The 19,025-nt window shown below is 72.8% G+C and carries 18 protein-coding genes and 2 tRNA genes; 7 read left to right on the top strand and 13 right to left on the bottom strand.

The annotated features are described in order from the left end of the window. Window positions 1-31: 31 nt before the first annotated feature. Window positions 32-931 carry a phosphoribosylaminoimidazolesuccinocarboxamide synthase gene (locus tag ACIRRS_RS13040; protein ID WP_402969083.1) on the top strand — a complete coding sequence of 300 codons (900 nt, stop codon included), beginning with the start codon at window positions 32-34 and terminating at the stop codon, window positions 929-931. Window positions 932-1,010: 79 nt separating this feature from the next. Here the strand turns inward: ACIRRS_RS13040 and ACIRRS_RS13045 are convergent, their stop codons facing one another. From ACIRRS_RS13045 to ACIRRS_RS13075, 7 genes are all read right to left on the bottom strand, one after another. Further along, on the bottom strand, window positions 1,011-1,628 hold the full coding sequence (locus ACIRRS_RS13045; protein ID WP_402969085.1) for a response regulator: 618 nt from the start codon (window positions 1,626-1,628) through the stop codon (window positions 1,011-1,013). A gap of 13 nt (window positions 1,629-1,641) precedes the next feature. Further along, on the bottom strand, window positions 1,642-2,871 hold the full coding sequence (locus ACIRRS_RS13050) for a sensor histidine kinase (RefSeq protein ID WP_402969088.1): 1,230 nt from the start codon (window positions 2,869-2,871) through the stop codon (window positions 1,642-1,644). Window positions 2,872-2,967: 96 nt separating this feature from the next. Beyond that, window positions 2,968-3,804: an ABC transporter permease gene (locus ACIRRS_RS13055; protein WP_402969091.1), complete on the bottom strand. Its 837-nt coding sequence runs from the start codon at window positions 3,802-3,804 to the stop codon at window positions 2,968-2,970. Continuing rightward, the gene (locus tag ACIRRS_RS13060) at window positions 3,801-4,808 is read right to left on the bottom strand and encodes an ABC transporter ATP-binding protein (RefSeq protein WP_402969094.1); all 1,008 of its coding nucleotides are present in this window, start codon (window positions 4,806-4,808) and stop codon (window positions 3,801-3,803) included. Before ACIRRS_RS13060 ends, ACIRRS_RS13055 begins: the two co-directional genes overlap by 4 nt. Window positions 4,809-4,985: 177 nt before the next feature. Beyond that, window positions 4,986-5,061: transfer RNA gene (locus ACIRRS_RS13065), tRNA-Gly, on the bottom strand. Window positions 5,062-5,101: 40 nt separating this feature from the next. Beyond that, window positions 5,102-5,174, bottom strand: a tRNA-Gly gene (locus tag ACIRRS_RS13070). Window positions 5,175-5,319: 145 nt separating this feature from the next. Next, on the bottom strand, window positions 5,320-5,637 hold the full coding sequence (locus ACIRRS_RS13075; protein WP_030056585.1) for an Lsr2 family protein: 318 nt from the start codon (window positions 5,635-5,637) through the stop codon (window positions 5,320-5,322). 461 nt (window positions 5,638-6,098) lie between these two features. On the opposite strand from ACIRRS_RS13075, the gene purS reads away from it, so the two are divergent. From purS to ACIRRS_RS13095, 4 genes are all read left to right on the top strand, one after another. Then, window positions 6,099-6,359 (top strand): phosphoribosylformylglycinamidine synthase subunit PurS, encoded by a 261-nt coding sequence (purS, locus tag ACIRRS_RS13080; RefSeq protein WP_078910955.1) that lies wholly within the window; start codon window positions 6,099-6,101, stop codon window positions 6,357-6,359. Then, window positions 6,356-7,036 carry a phosphoribosylformylglycinamidine synthase subunit PurQ gene (gene purQ, locus ACIRRS_RS13085; RefSeq protein ID WP_402969098.1) on the top strand — a complete coding sequence of 227 codons (681 nt, stop codon included), beginning with the start codon at window positions 6,356-6,358 and terminating at the stop codon, window positions 7,034-7,036. Before purS ends, purQ begins: the two co-directional genes overlap by 4 nt. Continuing rightward, complete coding sequence (purL, locus tag ACIRRS_RS13090; protein WP_402969101.1) at window positions 7,036-9,291, top strand: phosphoribosylformylglycinamidine synthase subunit PurL; 2,256 nt, start codon at window positions 7,036-7,038, stop codon at window positions 9,289-9,291. Before purQ ends, purL begins: the two co-directional genes overlap by 1 nt. Before the next feature lie 63 nt (window positions 9,292-9,354). Beyond that, the gene (locus tag ACIRRS_RS13095; RefSeq protein WP_402969104.1) at window positions 9,355-10,167 is read left to right on the top strand and encodes a sterol carrier family protein; all 813 of its coding nucleotides are present in this window, start codon (window positions 9,355-9,357) and stop codon (window positions 10,165-10,167) included. Between the two features lie 18 nt (window positions 10,168-10,185). On the opposite strand, the gene ACIRRS_RS13100 is transcribed toward ACIRRS_RS13095, so the two are convergent. Beyond that, window positions 10,186-10,968: a DUF3152 domain-containing protein gene (locus ACIRRS_RS13100; RefSeq protein WP_402969107.1), complete on the bottom strand. Its 783-nt coding sequence runs from the start codon at window positions 10,966-10,968 to the stop codon at window positions 10,186-10,188. Window positions 10,969-11,198: 230 nt separating this feature from the next. On the opposite strand from ACIRRS_RS13100, the gene ACIRRS_RS13105 reads away from it, so the two are divergent. Then, on the top strand, window positions 11,199-11,618 hold the full coding sequence (locus tag ACIRRS_RS13105; RefSeq protein ID WP_402969110.1) for a DUF3151 domain-containing protein: 420 nt from the start codon (window positions 11,199-11,201) through the stop codon (window positions 11,616-11,618). Window positions 11,619-11,688: 70 nt separating this feature from the next. On the opposite strand, the gene fbaA is transcribed toward ACIRRS_RS13105, so the two are convergent. Further along, window positions 11,689-12,711, bottom strand: coding sequence for a class II fructose-bisphosphate aldolase (gene fbaA / locus ACIRRS_RS13110; protein WP_402969113.1), 1,023 nt, complete (start codon window positions 12,709-12,711; stop codon window positions 11,689-11,691). Window positions 12,712-13,009: 298 nt separating this feature from the next. Here fbaA and ACIRRS_RS13115 point away from each other — a divergent pair, with 298 nt between their 5' ends. Beyond that, window positions 13,010-13,735 carry a DedA family protein gene (locus ACIRRS_RS13115; protein ID WP_402969116.1) on the top strand — a complete coding sequence of 242 codons (726 nt, stop codon included), beginning with the start codon at window positions 13,010-13,012 and terminating at the stop codon, window positions 13,733-13,735. Window positions 13,736-13,813: 78 nt separating this feature from the next. On the opposite strand, the gene pyrE is transcribed toward ACIRRS_RS13115, so the two are convergent. From pyrE to ACIRRS_RS13135, 4 genes are all read right to left on the bottom strand, one after another. Next, window positions 13,814-14,350 (bottom strand): orotate phosphoribosyltransferase, encoded by a 537-nt coding sequence (gene pyrE, locus ACIRRS_RS13120; protein ID WP_402969119.1) that lies wholly within the window; start codon window positions 14,348-14,350, stop codon window positions 13,814-13,816. 30 nt (window positions 14,351-14,380) lie between these two features. Beyond that, complete coding sequence (locus ACIRRS_RS13125; protein ID WP_402969122.1) at window positions 14,381-15,373, bottom strand: hypothetical protein; 993 nt, start codon at window positions 15,371-15,373, stop codon at window positions 14,381-14,383. 661 nt (window positions 15,374-16,034) lie between these two features. Beyond that, window positions 16,035-17,666 (bottom strand): polyamine aminopropyltransferase, encoded by a 1,632-nt coding sequence (locus tag ACIRRS_RS13130; RefSeq protein ID WP_402969125.1) that lies wholly within the window; start codon window positions 17,664-17,666, stop codon window positions 16,035-16,037. 154 nt (window positions 17,667-17,820) lie between these two features. Next, window positions 17,821-18,387: a DUF2617 family protein gene (locus ACIRRS_RS13135; RefSeq protein WP_402969128.1), complete on the bottom strand. Its 567-nt coding sequence runs from the start codon at window positions 18,385-18,387 to the stop codon at window positions 17,821-17,823. Between the last annotated feature and the right edge of the window lie 638 nt (window positions 18,388-19,025).

Consider the following 19,025-nt stretch of genomic DNA (forward strand, 5'->3'; position numbering starts at 1 on the left):
GCCCGTGAACGACCCCTGAGGACTGAACACCTTGAGCGGATTTGTCACCAAGCCCGAGCCGGTCCTGGTACCCGGCCTGGTCCACCTGCACACCGGCAAGGTGCGCGACCTGTACCGCACCGAGGCGGGCGAACTGGTGATGGTGGCCAGCGACCGGATGTCCGCCCACGACTGGGTGCTGCCGAACGAGATCCCCGACAAGGGCCGCGTCCTCACCCAGCTGTCGCTGTGGTGGTTCGAGCGGATCGCCGACATCGTGCCCAACCACGTGATCTCCACCGACGTCCCGGCCGGCGCCCCCGCCGACTGGAAGGGCCGCACGCTGATCTGCAAGAGCCTGGACATGATCCCGGTCGAGGCGGTCGCCCGCGGCTACCTGGCCGGCTCCGGCCTCACCGAGTACGACGAGAGCCGTACGGTCTGCGGCATCGCGCTGCCCGAGGGCCTGGTCAACAGCTCCGAGCTGCCCGCCCCGATCTACACCCCGGCCCTCAAGGCCGAGGTCGGCGAGCACGACGAGAACGTCCCGTACGAGGAGACGGCCCGGCGGATCGGCGCCGAGCTGGCCAACCAGGTGCGCCGCACCACCCTGGACGTCTACGCCCGCGCCCGGGACATCGCCCGCGCCCGGGGCATCATCCTGGCCGACACCAAGTTCGAGTTCGGCCTGCTGGACGGCGAGCTGATCATCGGCGACGAGGTGCTCACCCCGGACTCCTCGCGCTACTGGCCGGCCGACGACTACGAGCCGGGCCGCTCGCAGTCCTCCTTCGACAAGCAGCTGATCCGCGACTGGCTGGTCTCCCCGGCCTCCGGCTGGGACCGCTACAGCGAGCAGCCGCCGCCGGAGCTGCCGGCCGAGCTGGTCGAGCGGACCCGCGCCAAGTACATCGAGGTGTACGAGCGGCTCACCGGCACCAGCTGGGCCTGAACGCTCCAGGGACGCGCCCGCGGGCACGGGGCGCGTCTGACGATTAGCGCCGGACCCGGCGGGAATCGTCAGACACGCCCTAGATCCAGCCGTGCTCGCGGGCGATCCGCACCGCCGCGTGGCGGTTCTCGGCGCCGAGCTTGGTGGCCGCCGAGGACAGGTAGTTGCGCACGGTGCCCTGGGAGAGCGAGGCCCGGGCGGCGATCTCGGCGATCGTGGTGCCGTCCGCGGCCAGCTCCAGGACGTCCGTCTCGCGCGGGGTCAGCGGGGTCTCGCCGGCGCTGATCGCGTCGGCGGCCAGCTCCGGGTCCACGTACCGGCCGCCGGAGCGCACGGTGCGGATGATGCCGGCCAGGTCGGCGGCCGAGACGGTCTTCGGCAGGAAGCCCCGCACCCCGACCTCCAGCGCCCGCTTGAGGTAGCCCGGGCGGCCATGGCCGGTGACGATCATGCAGCGGCAGTCCGGCAGGACCCGGCGCAGCCCGGTGGCCACCTCGATGCCGTCCAGGCCCGGCATCTGGAGGTCCAGCACGGCGATGTCGGGCCGGTGCGCCTGGGCCATCGCCAGGGCCTCCGGGCCGGAGCCGGCCTGGGCGACCACCTCGATGTCGTCCTCCAGGGAGAGCAGCGCGGCCAGCGCGCCCCGGATGAGGTGCTCGTCGTCGGCGAGCAGGACGCGAACGGGGTTCTGGGTCACTGGCGGACCTTCCTCAACGAGGCAGCGGGACGGTGGCGAGCATCCGGAAGGTACCGGCCTCGGCGGTCGGGAGGACCAGCTCCCCGTCGTGGGCGGCGAGGCGCTCGCGCAGTCCGGGCAGCCCGGTGCCCCCGCCCTGGGAGGGGATCGGGACGGCGGGCACCCCGTCGTTGCTCAGCTCCAGCACGGCCCGTCCGCCCTCCTGCCGCAGCCGGATCAGGCAGTTCGCGGCCTCGCTGTGGCGCAGCACGTTGGTGGTGGCCTCGCGGATCACCCAGCCGAGCACGGACTGCACCGGCGGCGGCAGGCGGTCGGCGTCCTCGCCGAGGTCGATCTCGCAGGCGACGTCCGCCGAGCGCAGCACCGCGCGGGCGCCGTACGCCTCGGCGTGCAGGTCGGCGGTGCGGTAGCCGCGGATGACGTCCCGGACCTCGCGCTGCGACTCCTGGGCGATCCGCTGCACCTCGGCCATCTGCTCGGCGGCCTCCGGGCGCCCGCGGCGGGCGAGTTGGACGGCGAGCTCGCTCTTGAGCGCGATGGTGGTGAGGTTGCGGCCCATCACGTCGTGCAGGTCGCGGGAGAAGCGCAGCCTCTCCTCGGCGACGGCCAGCCGGGCCTGCGCCTCGCGGGCGGCGTCCAGCTCCCAGACGACGGCGCAGAGCCAGGCGAAGCTGCGGCTGCCGGCCCCGACGAGGGGCAGGGTGATCAGGGTGCCGACCAGCATCCCGGCGGTCTTGGAGACGCTGGACCCGGCGATCAGCAGGGGCGGGGCGAAGAGCAGGGAGGTGAGCACCGTCGCCAGGGCGGCCCGCAGCGGCGGCAGCCCGATCGAGACCGGCGCGGTCGCGATGACCAGCAGCAGGATGGCGACCGAGGGGGTGAACGGCGCCGGCCCGCTCCGCTCGTCGAGGGAGGGGCCGATCAGCAGGACGGCCCAGCAGCCCCCCACCGCGAGAGCCTGGTTGACGACCAGCCAGCGCACGTACGGGGAGGGCCGGCCGAGGTAGTGGTCGAGCGAGGTGCGGCAGGCCCGCAGTCCGACCAGGGTGGCGGCCAGACCGATGACCAGCGAGACCCGGGCCACCGCGATGGAGTTCTCCAGATCGCGGGACAGGCCCAGGAAGAACACCATCGTGGGCACCAGCATCAGCGGGGGCAGGTAGATCGACCAGCGGAGGTAGACCTCGGAGCGCTGGGGCTTGCCGAATCCCCTCCAGGTGCGCAGCGGTGACCGCATTCCCATGCCTTCCGCTCCCAGTTCGACCACGATCGTGCTTTCTGCCTTCATATCAGAGGTCGAACCGGAGACGGTCCTTCGGTTTCCGGCGATCGACCGCGATCAGCGACGAGGCTCCCAGCGGAAGTACCGTACGGCCGCCCAGACGGCCAGGAACAGCCAGATCCCGCCGGTGATCAGGTGCGACCCCGCGACGCCCCAGCTTCCCGCGAAGTCGGTGGCGGCGGCCGAGCCGTCGGTGCCGAACCAGCCGACGCGGATCAGCTGGAAGGCCGGGGTGGTGGGCAGCAGGCGGCAGACGTCGGCGAGCTGCGCGGGCATGACCTCCAGCGGGACGAACAGGCCCGAGCCGAACTGCATGACCAGCATCATCGGCAGGGTGGTGATGCCGGCGCTCTCCACCGTCCTGGTGAAGGCGCTGGACAGCGCGGCCATCGCGATCATGGTGGCCAGGATCAGCACCAGCCCGACCAGCATCAGCACCGGGTTGACCGGCACGGTCAGGTGCAGGCCGACGCTGCCGCCGACGCCGATCAGGGCGGCCATGAGCAGGCCGATGGTGAGCGAGGGGACGGCCGTTCCGAGCAGGATCTCCAGGTCCCGGGCCTCGCCGGTGCGCAGCCGCTTGAGGACCAGCTCGCCGCGGCGGGCGACGTACGCCGAGGTCAGGTTGTAGTAGACGACGAAGGACAGGACCATCCCGATCGAGCCGTAGATCAGCATCGAGTCGACGTCCAGCCCGGGGGTGGACTTCGCCTGCTGCTTGAGCACGCCGTGCAGCGAGGCGATCAGGATCAGCGGCAGCGCCAGGGCGGTGAACAGCGCCGTGCGGTTGCGCACCAGCAGGGTGGCCTCGGCGCGGCCGAGGGCGAGCAGCCGGCGGGCGGTGGTGCTCTTCGGGCCGGCGGCGGCCGGGGCGGTGGTGACGGCGGTGGTCATCGGGCGGTTCCGATCAGACGGCGGCGGGCGGGACGGTCGGCGGCGGGGGCCTGCGGCGGGGCCTGGTGGGCGGCCTCGGAGGCGATGGCGAGGAAGGCCTCCTCCAGCGAGGCGCTGCGGGCGTCGAGGGCGCCGAGCGCGATCCCGTGGTGGCGGGCCCAGCCGAGCAGGTCGGTGAGGGTGTCCTGGAGGGCGGTGGTCCGGACGGTGACCCTGCGGCCGTCCACCGCCACCTCGGCCCCGGCCAGGACGGGCAGTGCGGTGCCGGTGAACTCCGGCAGGTCGAAGCCGATCCGGGAGGGCCGCCCGGCGATCACCTCGGCGACGGTGCCGGAGACGACGATCCGGCCGCCGTGCATGATGGCCAGCCGGTCGGCGAGCTCCTCGGCCTCCTCCAGGTAGTGCGTGGTGAGCAGCACGGTGGTGCCCTGGGCACGCAGCTCGCGCACCAGGCGCCAGACGGAGGCGCGGGCCTCCGGGTCGAGGCCGGTGCTGGGCTCGTCGAGGAAGAGCACCTCGGGGCGGCCGAGCAGGGCCATCGCGAGGTCGAGCCGGCGCTTCTCGCCGCCGGACAGCTGCTTGACCCGGACGCCGGCGCGGTGGCCGAGGCCGACGAGGTCGAGAGCCTCGGCGACGGGGCGGGCGCCGCTGGTCATCCCGGCCCAGGCGCGGCCGGTCTCGGCGGCGGTGAGCTCGCCGGGGAAGCCGCCCTCCTGGAGCATGATGCCGATCCGGGGGCGGACGGCGGCGCGCTCGGTGAAGGGGTCGTGGCCGAGGACCCGCACGCGGCCGTCGCTGGGGGCGGTCAGCCCTTCGATGACCTCCATGGTGGAGGTCTTGCCGGCCCCGTTGGTGCCGAGCAGGGCGAACAGCTCGCCCCGGCCGACCGCGAGGTCCACGCCGCGGACGGCGTGGTAGCCGGTGGCGCCGCTGCCGTAGTGGCGGTGCAGGTCGGTGACCTCGATCACGCGGTCGCCGGGGCGGGAGGGCTGGCTCTTTTCCATGCCCCAAGCCTTTCGCCGCCCGGGCCCGCGGGGCAGTGCGGGCCGTCATGAGAGGGCGGTGGCGATCCACGGATCGGCGGTGACAAATGTCATCGGCGCCGGGCGGTATTGCCGGTGCGGCCGGTATTGTGTCGGGAAATGCCGAAGGGCCCCCTCGATCGAGGGGGCCCTTCGTACTGGAGCGGACGACGAGATTCGAACTCGCGACCCTCACCTTGGCAAGGTGATGCTCTACCAACTGAGCCACGTCCGCAGGATGGAACTATTGAGTTGTGCTGTGCTCGCACACTGCGAGCGGACGACGAGATTCGAACTCGCGACCCTCACCTTGGCAAGGTGATGCTCTACCAACTGAGCCACGTCCGCATGGTGCCTGGCGGGGCACCTGCCGCCCCTTCGGATCTCTCCGTTGCGGCGACGAGGAATACTCTACAGCATCGTTCGGGGTGGTCGCCCCACCCTTTCGGCCCAGGGCCTGGCGGGGCGACCGCGGGCCTGCGGCCCGGACGGGTCAGTTCGCCTCGGCGAACGCCTCGTACACGTGCTTGGGAATCCGGCCGCGGGCGGGCAGCTCCATGCCGCGCGAGAGGGCCCAGGCGCGGACGGCGGCCGGGTCCGGGGTCAGCGCGGTGCGGCGGAAGGACTTTCCGGTGCGGCTCTGGCGGCGCCCGGCCGCGACGAAGGGGGCGAGGGCCTCCCGCAGCTTTTCGGCGTTGTCCACGGACAGGTCGATCTCGTACGACTTCCCGTCGACACCGAAGTGGACGGTTTCCGCGGCTGCGCCGCCGTCCAGGTCGTCGGAGAGCGTGACAACTACACGCTGAGCCATGGGTGTCAATCCTCTCGGCAATTCGGCCGCCGGTTCCCGGGGATGTGTCCGGGGGGCCTGATGTGCACCACTCGCGCAAGCACGGACGGGCCGACGGGTGGACGGCCGGATACGCCGCACTTGCCGCGACAGGTGGCCCTATTCTGCACCCGAAGGGGGTCGAAATCGAAGAGTTCGGCATTCTTTTCCGGATATTCACGAGTCTTCGGCGGACTGCCGGATACCGGTGTGCGGGGACGGGCGGATCTGTCCCCAAGTGCCGTATTCGGGTGTTCTTCGGACGTTCTCATCGGGGGCCGGGAATCACCGGAAACCGGGGGGTGCGACCGGCGTCCGCGGAGCCCGGAACCCTTGGGACGTAAGGGTCCTGGGTCTACGCGCGTCACCTGGCCCGGCCAGCGATGCTGCTCCGAACGGCTTGTAGTCTGGAGTTCCCCCGCCTCACCGAAACACCACCGGGAGTGCCAGTGGCACGCGTCGTAGTCGACGTCATGCTCAAGCCGGAGATCCTCGACCCCCAGGGCCAGGCGGTGCAGCGCGCACTGCCTCGTCTCGGATTCACCGGGATCGCCGACGTCCGCCAGGGCAAGCGTTTCGAGCTGGAAGTGGAGGGCCCGGTCGACGAGGCCGCGCTCGCCCGTATCCGCGAAGCCGCCGAGACCTTCCTCGCCAACACCGTGATCGAGGACTTCACCGTCCGCGTCGAGGAGGCGGCGAAGTGACCACCCGCGTCGGCGTCGTCACTTTCCCCGGCTCCCTCGACGACCGTGACGCGCAGCGCGCGGTCCGCCTGGCCGGCGCCGAGCCGGTCGCGCTCTGGCACCGTGACAAGGATCTCCACCAGGTCGACGCCGTCGTCCTGCCCGGCGGATTCAGTTACGGCGACTATCTGCGTGCGGGCGCCATCTCCCGCTTCTCGCCGGTGATGGAGAGCATCATCGAGCAGGCGAAGCTGGGAATGCCCGTCCTCGGAATCTGCAACGGCTTCCAGGTGCTGACCGAGTCCCACCTGCTGCCCGGCGCGATGCTGCGCAACAACCACCTGCACTTCATCTGCCGCGAGCAGAAGCTGCGGGTGGAGAATGCGGCCACCTCCTGGACCCGTGATTACACGGCCGGGCAGGAGATTCGGATCCCGCTGAAGAACATGGACGGCCGCTTCACCGCGGACGCGCGCACGGTCGACGAGCTGGAGGCGGAGGGCCGGGTGGTTTTCCGCTACCTGGACGTCAACCCCAACGGGTCGATCAACGACATCGCCGGCATCACCAACGCCGCCGGAAACGTCGTCGGCCTGATGCCGCACCCGGAGCACGCGGTCGAGCCGCTGGTCGGGACCGGCGGCACGGACGGCCTCGGCTTCTTCACGTCCGTCCTCAAGCAGCTGGTGAACGCCTGATGAGCCTCGACACCGTCAAGAACGCCGAGCAGACCCCGGACGCCGCCCAGCCGTGGGCCGAACTCGGCCTCAAGCAGGACGAGTACGCGCGCATCCGGGAGATCCTCGGCCGCCGCCCGACCGGCGCGGAACTCGCCATGTACTCCGTCATGTGGTCCGAGCACTGTTCGTACAAGAGCAGCAAGGTCCACCTGCGGCAGTTCGGCGAGAAGAAGCCGGATTCGGACGCGATGCTCGTCGGCATCGGCGAGAACGCCGGCGTCGTCGACGTGGGCCAGGGCTACGCGGTGACCTTCAAGGTCGAGTCGCACAACCACCCCTCGTACATCGAGCCCTACCAGGGCGCGGCCACCGGCATCGGCGGCATCGTGCGCGACATCCTCGCGATGGGCGCCCGCCCGGTCGCGGTGATGGACCCGCTGCGCTTCGGCGCGGCCGACCACCCGGACACCCGGCGCGTGCTGCCCGGGATCGTCGCGGGCATCGGCGGCTACGGCAACTGCCTGGGCCTGCCGAACATCGGCGGCGAGGTCGTCTTCGACTCCTGCTACCAGGGCAACCCGCTGGTCAACGCGCTCTGCGTGGGCGTCATGAAGCACGAGGACATCCACCTCGCGCAGGCCTCCGGCGCCGGCAACAAGGTCATCCTGTACGGGGCCCGGACCGGCGGCGACGGCATCGGCGGCGTCTCGGTGCTGGCCTCCGAGACCTTCGACGACACCAAGCCGGCCAAGCGCCCGGCCGTCCAGGTCGGCGACCCGTTCCAGGAGAAGCTCCTCATCGAGTGCACCCTGGAGATCTTCCGCGAGAAGCTCGTCAAGGGCATCCAGGACCTCGGCGGCGCCGGCCTCTCCTGCGCCACCAGCGAGCTGGCCTCGGCCGGCTCCGGCGGCATGCGGGTCGACCTCGACACCGTGCACCTGCGCGACCACACGCTCTCGCCCGAGGAGATCCTCATGAGCGAGTCGCAGGAGCGCATGTGCGCGATCGTCGAGCCCGACAAGGTCGCCCGCTTCCTCGAGATCTGCGAGAAGTGGGACGTCATCGCCAACGTCATCGGTGAGGTGACCGACGGCGAGCGCCTGGAGATCTTCTGGCACGGCGAGCTCGTCGTGGACGTGCCCCCGCGCACCGTCGCCCACGACGGCCCGGTCTACGAGCGCCCGTACGCCCGCCCGAGCTGGCAGGACGCGCTGCAGGCCGACGCCCCCACCGCCGAGCGGCTGGCCCGCCCGACCACCGGCGAGGGCCTCAAGGCCGACCTGCTCAAGGTCGCCTCGCACCCGAACCAGGCCTCCAAGTCCTGGATCACCGACCAGTACGACCGCTTCGTGCTCGGCAACACCGTGCTCTCGGTCGGCGAGGACTCGGGCATGATCCGGATCGACGAGGAGACCAACCTCGGCGTCTCGGTCGCCACCGACGGCAACGGCCGCTACGCCAAGCTGGACCCGTACACCGGCGCCCAGCTGGCCCTGGCCGAGTCGTACCGCAACGTCGCGGCCGGCGGTGCCAAGCCGCTCGCCGTCTCCGACTGCCTCAACTTCGGCTCCCCCGAGGACCCGGACGTGATGTGGCAGTTCGCCGAGGCCACCCGCGGCCTGGCCGACGCCTGCCTGGTGCTCGGCACCCCGGTCACCGGCGGCAACGTCTCGCTGTACAACCAGACCGGCGAGGTCGCCATCCACCCGACCCCCGTGGTCGCGGTGCTCGGCGTCATCGACGACGTCACCCGGCGCACCCCGCTCGCCTTCGCCGAGGAGGGGCAGCTGCTCTACCTGCTCGGCGACACGGCGGACGAGCTCGGCGGCTCGGCCTGGTCCCAGGTCGTCCACGACCACCTCGGCGGCCTGCCGCCCACGGTGGACCTGGAGCGCGAGCGGCTGCTCGGCGACATCCTGATCGCCGCCTCGCGCGACGGCATGATCGACGCCGCGCACGACCTCTCGGACGGCGGCCTCGGCCAGGCGCTCGTCGAGAGCTGCCTCAAGGGCGGCAACGGCGCGCGGATCATCGTGCCCGAGGGCCAGGACCCGTTCGTGTTCCTGTTCTCGGAGTCGGCCGGCCGCGCCGTCGTGGCGGTGCCGCGCAGCGAGGAGCTCCGGTTCAACGACATGTGCACCGCGCGCGGCCTGCCGGCCACCCGCATCGGTGTCGTGGACGGCGAATCCCTGGACGTCCAGGGGCAGTTCAGCGTCTCGCTGACGGAGCTGAAGGACGCCCACACCGGCGTCATCGAGGCCCTGCTGGGCTGAGCTGGTGCTTGAGGGGCGGACGGTTTCACTGAACCGTCCGCCCCTCGGCGTATGTTGGGCCCCATGCCTCCCAAGTCCCGTACGTACCAGCCGCAGAAGGTCCGCGCCGCGCTGGCCGCCCAGACGGAGGCGCTGCGCGCCCTCGTGGCCGGTCTCGGGGACGAGCAGCTGGAGCTGCCGACCAGGCTGGGGCAGTGGCGGGTGCGGGAGCTGGTGGCGCACCTCGCGGTGCAGGTCGCCTGGGTGCCGGAGCACCTCGACGACCCGCTGGAGGGGCGGGCCCCGCTGGACCTGACGGGCTGGGTGGCCGCGGTCGGCGGCGTCGCCCCGCTGCTCGACGAGCAGACCAGGGCCGAGACGGCACGCGGGTTCGCGGGCGGCGCGGCCTCCGTCGCCGAGGCCTTCGGCCGGGCCGCGGACGCGCTGACCGCGCTGCTGGAGCGGCCCGAGGCCGCCGACCCCGAGCGGCGGTTCGAGATCCGGCTCGGCTCGATGGCGCTCACGGACATGCTGGTCACCCGGCTGGTGGAGACCGTGGTGCACGCCGACGACCTGGCCGACGCCCTCGGCCTCGACGCCTTCCCGCACGACCGCCAGGCCCTGGCCGCTGTCACCCGGCTGCTGGCGGACGCCTTCGCGGAGCGGACCCCCGGCGGGGCCGTCGAGCTGCGGGTGCCGCCGTACGCCGTGGTGCAGGCCGTCGAGGGGCCGCGGCACACCCGGGGCACCCCGCCGAACGTGGTCGAGACCGACCCGCTGACCTGGATCCGGCTGGCCACCGGCCGCCTGGGCTGGGCGGAGGCGGAGGAGGGCGCCGCGCTCTCGGCCTCCGGGGAGCGCAGCGACCTGCGGGCGTACCTTCCGGTGCTCGCCTGAGACACGCCCCGAGGGCTCTCAGGGGACGGCGGGGCCGCTCAGGTACGTCCCGTCCGCCGAGTACGGCCAGGCGTTGGGCGCGCAGCCCTTGAGCCCGTAGATCTGCTGCATCATCGCGGGCGCGGGCTTGCCCGGGCCGGGGCAGGTCTCGTGGCCGTGGCCGATCCGGTGGCCGACCTCGTGATTGACGATCAGGGCCCGGTACTCCTCGATCGGTCCGCTGAACTGCGGTGAACCGGTGTTCCAGCGCTTGGAGTTGACGAGCACCTGGTTGCCGACGTTGCAGTTCACCTCGCCGTGGGTGTCCAGGCCGGAGGCGCCGCAGATCTTGTCGACCGTCGCCGGGGAGGCGATCTTCACGGTGAAGTCGTACGAGCCGGAGGCGACCAACTGGAAGCCGTTCTTGCGGTCGTTGGTCCAGCCGCGCTTGTCGCCGAGGATGGCGTGGATCTGCGCGGCGGCCGAGGGGGCGTCGATGCCTATGCCGTCCTCGACCTCCACCCGGTAGCGGCGGACGGTGCCGCGCCCGACCGCCTTGGCGTCGGCGGGGGCGACGGTGAAGGTGCCCGCGCCCTTGGTGGGGCCCGGGTCGGGGCCGGCGGGCGTGGGGGTGGGCTCTGCGGTCGGCGTGGCGACCGGGGGAGGGGGCGTCGGCGCGGCGGGCGGGGTCGGGGTCTCCTCGGCGGCCGGGGCGATCCGGGCCTGGGCGCTGGGCCCGGCGGCGGGCGCCTCGTCGGTCCGGTTCAGCGCGAACGCCGCGACGCAGAGCACCAGGACGGAGGCCGCGAGTGCCGTGAGCATGCCAGGACCGGGCCCGCGTCTGCGTCGACTGCGTCGGCGGCCACCCCGGGCGCGGCGGCGCGGGGCGGAACGGGCTGCGGGCACGAGCGACACCCTCGCACGGCGAACGGGTGAATGTCCACATACCCGGTATGCAGATTCCGCGACCGCGGCCCGGGACGGAGCCGATCCGGTCAGAGCGGTGGAGGAGGGCGGTTGACCCCTGCGTCGCGGATGGCAGACTGCAGGGCATGGCGATTCACAGGAATCTTCTCGACGGCCCCGAACCGACCCTCCTGCCGGAGGACGAGCAGCCCTACCGGATGCTCGCGGAGGAGTCGGCCTCCCCGACGCAGGTGGCGGCCGAGTTCCCGACCTTCTGCCTGGCCTGGGCGATGCTCGCCGACGACGCCAACGCGGCCGGCCGGTACGTCGAGTCGTACGCCTACGCCCGCACCGGCTACCACCGGGGCCTCGACGCGCTGCGCCGCAACGGCTGGAAGGGCCACGGCCCGGTGCCGTGGGAGCACCGGGGCAACCGCGGCTTCCTGCGCTGCCTGGCGGGGCTCGCCCGGGCGGCCGGCGCGATCAAGGAGACCGAGGAGGAGGCCCGCTGCTGGCAGTTCCTGAAGGACAGCAGCGCGGAGGCGTACGCGGAGCTCAAGCAGTAACCACGTCCGGACGTGGCGGTGCCCCCGGCGGAAGCGATCCGCCGGGGGCACCGTCGTACAGCCGTCCCGGCTACTTCAGGCGCTTGCCGGCCGAGCGCAGCTGCTGGGCGGCCTCGAGCACGCGGGCGGCCATGCCGGCCTCGGCCAGCTTGCCCCAGGTGCGCGGGTCGTAGGTGTTCTTCTTGCCGACCTCGCCGTCGACCTTCAGCACGCCGTCGTAGTTGGCGAACATGTGGCCGGCCACGGGGCGGGTGAAGGCGTACTGGGTGTCGGTGTCCAGGTTCATCTTCACGACGCCGTTCTCCAGCGCGGTGGCGATCTCCTCGGCCGAGGAGCCCGAGCCGCCGTGGAAGACGAAGTCGAACGGGTCGGTCCTGCCGTACTGCTTGCCGATCGCGTCCTGCAGCTCGCGCAGCAGCTCCGGCTTGAGGACGACGTTGCCCGGCTTGTACACGCCGTGCACGTTGCCGAAGGAGGCGGCCAGCAGGTAGCGGCCCTTCTCGCCCAGGCCCAGGGCCTCGGCGGTGCGCACGGCGTCGTTGACGGTGGTGTACAGCTCGTCGTTGATCTCGTGGGTGACGCCGTCCTCCTCGCCGCCGGTCGGGGTGATCTCGACCTCGAGGATGATCTTGGCGGCGGCGGCCTGGGCCAGCAGCTCCTGGGCGATGGCCAGGTTGTCGGCCAGGGTCTCGGCGGAGCCGTCCCACATGTGCGACTGGAACAGCGGGTTCTCGCCCTTGGCCACGCGCTCGGCGGAGACCGCCAGCAGCGGGCGGACGTAGCCGTCCAGCTTGTCCTTGGGGCAGTGGTCGGTGTGCAGCGCGACGGTGACGTCGTACTTGGCGGCGACGATGTGCGCGAACTCGGCGAGGGCCACGGCGCCCGTCACCATGTCCTTGTTGTGCTGGCCGCCCAGGAACTCCGCGCCACCGGTCGAGATCTGGATGATGCCGTCGCTCTCGGCCTCGGCGAAACCGCGCAGGGCGGCGTGCAGGGTCTGGGAGGAGGTGACGTTGATGGCCGGGTAGGCGAACTTGCCCGCCTTGGCCCGGTCGAGCATCTCGTTGTAGACCTCGGGAGTTGCGATGGGCATGCGATCCGCTCCTGTCGGGTTGCGGCGTACGGACGGGTGCTGTCCGACGCTGTGTACGCCTTCGTGACGACTCCGTGCCGGCCCGCCGACGCGCGGCGCTGCGGTGTGGCTCTCCGGCACCAAGGTTCGAGGCGGCCACCGCGGTACGGCCATGAGGGTGGGGCCACCGCGGACCGGACGCCTGTGCCATCCTCCCAGACTCGTGCGCGCAGGTCAGCAGGAGCCCGCCTGTCGGGACGTCGCGCTGCGGCGGTCGGGCCGGGGTCCGCCGGTCAGGTACGCCCGCTATCCTGCGCCCGTGGACTACAACCAGCTGGCCGTCAACCTGCTCGACGCCAAATCCCTGATCTCCTCGCTCGGCGCCATCGGGCTGATCGCGATCATCTTCGCGGAGACCGGCCTGCTGGTCGGCTTCTTCTTCCCGGGCGACTCCCTGCTGATCATCGGCGGTGTCGCCGCCTCCAACGCGGCCTCCTCGGTGCTCGGGGACGGCGCCAAGCTGCCCATCGCCGTACTGCTCGTCGGCTGCCCGATCGCGGCGATCGCGGGTGCCCAGCTGGGGCACCTGCTCGGGGTCAAGGTCGGGCCGAGGATGTTCGACAAGCCCGACTCCAAGATCTTCCGCCGCGAGTACGTGATGAAGGCGGAGGAGTACTTCAACAAGTTCGGCTCGGGCAAGGCCGTGGTGCTGGCCCGCTTCATGCCGATCGTCCGGACCTTCCTGAACCCGGTGGCCGGCACGCTGGAGATGCCCGCGAAGACGTTCTTCGTGTGGAACGTCATCGGCGGTGTGCTGTGGACCGAGTCCATGCTGCTGATCGGCTACTTCTTCGGCGACGCGCTCGCGCCGGTGATCGACAAGTACCTGATCCCGGCGGTGCTGCTGATCGTGCTGCTGTCGATCTCGCCGATCCTGATCGAGGTCGTCCGGGAGCGGAAGAAGCGCAGGGCGGGCGTCGTCGACGCCGTCGACACCGTCGAGTCCGAGGCCGCACAGGGCGGCGGGCGGCACCGGCGGGGCTGAGGCCCGCTGATACGGGAAGCGGGCGCCGTTCCACGTTCCACGTGGAACAACGCCCGCTTCTGTGCGTCCGGATCTTCCTTACAGGCCGAGGTCGGCGAGGTCGTACGCCGTGACGTACGGGAGGCCCTGGGCCTCGACGGCGTCCTGGCCGCCGCGCTCGACGATCACCGCGACGCCGACGACCTCGGCGCCCGCCTCGCGCAGCGCCTCGACGGCGGTCAGCACCGAGCCGCCGGTGGTGGAGGTGTCCTCGACGGCCAGCACCCGGCGGCCCTTGACCTCCGGGCCCTCGATCCGGCGCTGCAGGCCGTGCGCCTTGCCCGCCTTGCGGACCACGAAGGCGTCCAGCTGCTGCCCGCGCGCGGCGGCGGCGTGCAGCATGGCGGCGGCCACCGGGTCGGCGCCCAGGGTCAGGCCGCCGACGGCGTCGTACTCCAGGTGCGAGGTCGCGTCCAGCATCACCCGGCCGACCAGCGGGGCGGCCACGCCGTCCAGCGTGATCCGGCGGAGGTCGACGTAGTAGTCGGCCTCCTTGCCGGAGGAGAGGGTGACCTTGCCGTGCACGACGGCCTTGTCCTTGATCTGTGCCAGCAGGGCGTCGCGGTCGTTGCTCATGAGCGTTCAGTCTAGGCCCTGAACCCGCTCTCAGCGGCGGCGCAGGGCCCTGGCCAGCACGACGGCGCCGCCCAGCAGGGCCACCGAGCCGCCGATCACCCACGGCAGCGCGCTGCGGCCGTCCGAACCCGGCACCACGATCCCGCCCGCCTCGCCGCCCCAACGGGAGGCCGCACGGGCCCGCGCGCTGCGGGCCGGCGGGGCCGGGGCGTAGCGGCCGCGCGGCGGGGCGTGGTCCACCTCCTCGGCCGAGCGGCCGACGATGCTGCGGCGCATCGGGGGCTCCTCCTCGTAGGCGAACAGGGGCTCGGGGGAGAGCTCCTCGGCGACGGCCTCGCCGGGGGTCTCGGGAGCGCCCGGGGCGCCCGGGGCGTCGTCCTCGTCGGTGTCGTCGTCGGCGGCCGAGCCGGTGGGGAGGCCGAAGCCCTCGGCGTCGGCGTCGGAGAAGGCGATGAGGTCGGAGAGGTCGTCGTCGAGGTCCTCGCCGGGCCGGTCGAGGTAGACCACCGGGGCGTCCTCCTCGTCGGTCTCCTCGGCGGCTTCCTCGGCGTCCTCCTCGTCGGACTCTTCATCGGCCTCTTCGGGGCCGGTCAGGGCGGCGGCGAAACGGTCCAGCAGGCGGCGGCCGGCGGCGTCCAGGGACTCGGCGTCGAACTCGGTCAGGCGGCCGGTGGCACTGAGGTCCCCGGTGAAGCGGATCACCGCGGTGCCCTCCGCGGGGCCGTCGGCGACGCTCACCCGGACCGTCGCGGTCGCCTCGCCGCTGCCCCGGGCCTCCTGGCCCTCGGCGAGCGCGGTCAGCACACCCTCCCGGCCCTCGATCAGCGACAACACGCCCTTGTACGTGATCGTGGAGCCGCCGATGCGCAGCTTGAGCCGCCCACCGATCTCCTCGGCGGGGCCACTGCCCACCGCCGCCGGCTCGGTGCTCAGCCCCGGCACACTCCGCGCCAACCGCGCCGGCTCCTGCATCGCCTGCCGCACCAACCCGGCCGGCATCGGGACGACAACCTCATGCTCCATGCCACGGAGCCTACCGACCCACCCCCTCCCGGTCCCCACCCAGCACCACCCGACTTTCCCCGCCGGCCCCGGGCCCGGTCCCCACCCAGCACCACCCTCACCGCCCACCGCCCACCCCACCCGGCAGTGCCCGCTGCCTCGGGCCCGGCCCCTGCCTTCGGCGGGGCGGCCTCGGCCCTGTCCGCCGGCCGGGTCGTTCCAGCAGTGCCCGGCGTCCCGGGGCCGCTCCGGCCTCCGGCGGATCGGCCCCGGCTGACTGTGTGAGCCCCCGCGCTGGAGCAGTTGCCCCCAACCTCCGTCGCCCTCCGGTTGAAGGGTGGGGCGGCCTGGGCCCGCTCACACGGCTTTTCCCGGCCGTCTTGCCCTGCGGCCGGGCGGCCTCGGGCTCCCGACCGACGGCCCGCAAGGGCGCCGTCCGGCAGCCGTTGGCCCGCTCCGGCCTTCGGCGGAGCGGGCTGAATCCCGGGGGAAGCCCAGCCCCGGTCCGTCCAGCTGCGCCTCGGGCATCGCGCCCCGGCCGCTGGGGTCCGGGCCGCCCGGTCGACGGCTGGGTGGCCCACGCGCTGATGAGCGTGGTTGGCGGGGTCGGACGGGAGGCCAGGCGCGTTCGGCTGCCGTGCCTCCGGGGCGGGGGCGCGGCGGCCGAGTGCGTCCGCTCGCCTCAGCGGGGGCCGAGGAGGGTGAGCGGGGGTGGCGGGTGGGGTGGGCGGTGGGTGGTGAGGGTGGTGGTGGAGGTGCGGAGGGTGTCGGGGGTGAGGGCGCGTGGGGGTGGGGCGTCGGGGGCGAGGGTGAGTGGGGGCCGGTCGACGGCGGCGAGGAGGAAGTCCTGGGCGGCGTCGGCCGGGGCGGGGCGGCAGGTGGCGGTGGCGCTGCCCGGGACGGCGTACGGGGTGGTGCGCAGGCCGGCCGCGCGCAGGGCCGACTCGATGCGCCAGAGTCCGTCCGCCTCGCCGCCCGCGCGGACGGCGAGGCGGCCGCCGGGGGCGAGGAGCCGGGCGGCGAGGCCGTAGAACTCCTGGGAGTGGAACGTGACCGGCCCGCCGTCCGCGGGGGCCGGGAGGTCGGCCAGCACCACGTCGTACGGGCCGTCGGCCGCGTCGCGCAGCCAGGCCATGGGGTCGGCGGCGGTGGTCCGTACCCGGGGGTCGTCGAGGGAGTGCCCGCCGAGAGCGGAGAGGCCGGGGTCGGTGCGGGCGAGGTTGGGGAGGGCCGGGTCGGCGTCGACGAGGTGGACGGAGCGGACGCCGCGGTGCCGCAGCACCTCCCGCAGGGCGAGGCCGTCGCCGCCGCCGAGCAGCAGTACCCGGGCGTCGGGGCCGGCGGCCATCGCGGGGTGGACGAGGCCCTCGCTGCCCCGGTACTCGTCGGGCCCGCAGACCGCGAGGCGCCCGTCGAGGTAGAGCCGCAGGGGCCCTTCGGCGGGCCCGGTGAGCACGATCTCCTGGAGGCGGCTGCGGGTCGCGTACCGCACCTCGCCGCCGTAGAGGGCGTGCCGGGCGGCGCGTTCGATGACGTCCGAGCCGGCGGCGGCGGCCGCGAGGAGCGCGAGGACGAGGGCGCAGCCGGCCCAGAGCAGCCGTCGTATCCGGGGGGCGGGCTCCTCGCGGAACAGCCAGAGCACGACGGCCGAGCCGGCGACGGCGTTGACGGCGCCGGTGAGGATCGCGCCGTCGCCGGGGCCGAGGGTGGGCAGGATCAGGAAGGGGAAGGCGAGGCCGCCGATGAGCGCGCCCACGTAGTCGGCGGCGAAGAGGTCGGCGACGGCACGGCCGGCGTCCTCGCGCCGGATGCGCTGTATGAGGGTCATCAGCAGCGGGATCTCGGCGCCGATGAGGATGCCGATGAGGCAGGTGAGGCCGACCATCGCGGCCTGGTAGCGGCCGATCCAGGCCCAGCAGGAGTAGAGCGCGAGGACGGAGAGGCCGCCGGTGAGGGCGAGCGCGCACTCGACGACGGCGAAGGCGGTGGCCGGCCGCCCGGCGAAGCGCTTGGCGAGCAGCGAGCCGAGGCCCATCGCGAACACCATGACGGAGAGCACGACGGAGGTTTGGGTGACGGAGTCCCCGAGCAGGTAGTCGCCGAGCGCGACGAGTTCGAGCTCGTACACCAGCCCGCAGGCCGCGCAGACGAACGCGGCCAGCAGGACGGTCAGCCGGGCGAGCCGGGGGTGTGAGCGCAGCCGGGAGCGACGGCGGGCGGGCAGGGGGGCGAGCCCGCGCCCGGGCCGGGGAGGGGTGCCGTCGTCGAGGTCCACTCCCGCGCGGGCGGGGGGACCGGCCGGATGGTTGATCACGAACAAACGCTAGGGGACGTGCGGGACGGATAGCTGCGCCCATTCGACGGACACTGCGGGCTGTCGGGTTGACGAACCGTTCCTGCGTGCGAGCCGTGGGCCGGTGGGGTACGGGTGGTGACCGGATCGGTGGGGGCGTCCCGGTTCTCGCGGGTCATGCCCCCGACACCACGAGCGAGGAGCGGGTGCAGACCAGCTGCCCCTCCTGGGGGTAGGCGTGCCAGGTGCGCCAGAGCAGGTGGTCCACGCCGCCCTGGGTGACCAGCGCGGTGAAGGCGCTCGGGTCCCCCGGGAAGACCCCGGCGAGTCCGCGCGGGTGGCCCTCGACCAGGGCCAGGATCTCCTGGGCGCGGGCCGCGAAGTCGTGGGGCGGCAGCGCCTCGATCCGGGCCGCGAACTCGTACTCCCAGCCGCCGATCTGCTTGGCGACCCGGGCGGGCAACGGGGTGCGGCGGCCGGGCAGGCAGGCGACGGTCTCCAGGCAGCGGCCGGGGCCGGCCTCGATCACCACCTGGTGCGAGGCCCCGAGCAGCCGCAGCTGCAGGGTGCCGGAGGTGCCGGGGGTGCCGGAGGCGTTGGCCTTGCCGGAGGCGTCGGGGCGGCCGCCGCCGTCGAGTCTCAGGTCGCGGACGGCGAGCGCGGGCAGCGGGTCGCCGCCGAGGCACCAGGCCAGGTCACCGGCCCGGGTGTCCGTATAGGAGGTCTGCAGTGTGGTGAGCATGCTCGGCTCCGCGTTTCAGCTCCGTGCGCGCCCGCCGAGCAGCAGCGACTAGGCCTGGGCCGAAGGCGAGGCTGTTCGTGGCTGTGCGGCGCTGGGCGCGGCCGACCGTGGAAGGAAGGATTCCGGCTGGAGAGTCAGCAGCAGGGAAGCACGAATACACCGGGCCCGTCGGCGATTTACCCAACTTTGTCAAGCATTCACCGTTTCGAGCACATCTGCTTCCCCGCTCTGATCGACCCGGTGTGCGACTCTGCACCGCGCGCGCCCCTGCGACCGGGTCGCGCGCCGTGTGCGCGGGGTGCGCGCTGCCGCCGCACTCCAGGCGCCACCACCCTCCGGCCGTCATCCGTGACCTCCGACGGTACGTGCCCGGGAGGGGGGTCGATGTGCCTCACGGGCATCGAACCGTCAGGTTCACCACGGGAGTTGAGTCCATAACAGAACAGGTGTCGGGCCAGAATTGCTCCCGTTCGAGGGGGCGCGAAGCGGATTATGCGCGCCGGTCGTGCGCAACGCACACCAGAAGGGCCGCAGTGGGTTTGCAGCGCAACCGCATGTGATCGAATGCAACCGAACAAGGGGAACGGTTCGTCATTCCTGAGTCACCGGAAGGGTGAGCCTGCACAACGGGGGTTGGG

Source organism: Kitasatospora sp. NPDC101183 (genome assembly GCF_044767945.1).
GTDB lineage: Bacteria > Actinomycetota > Actinomycetes > Streptomycetales > Streptomycetaceae > Kitasatospora.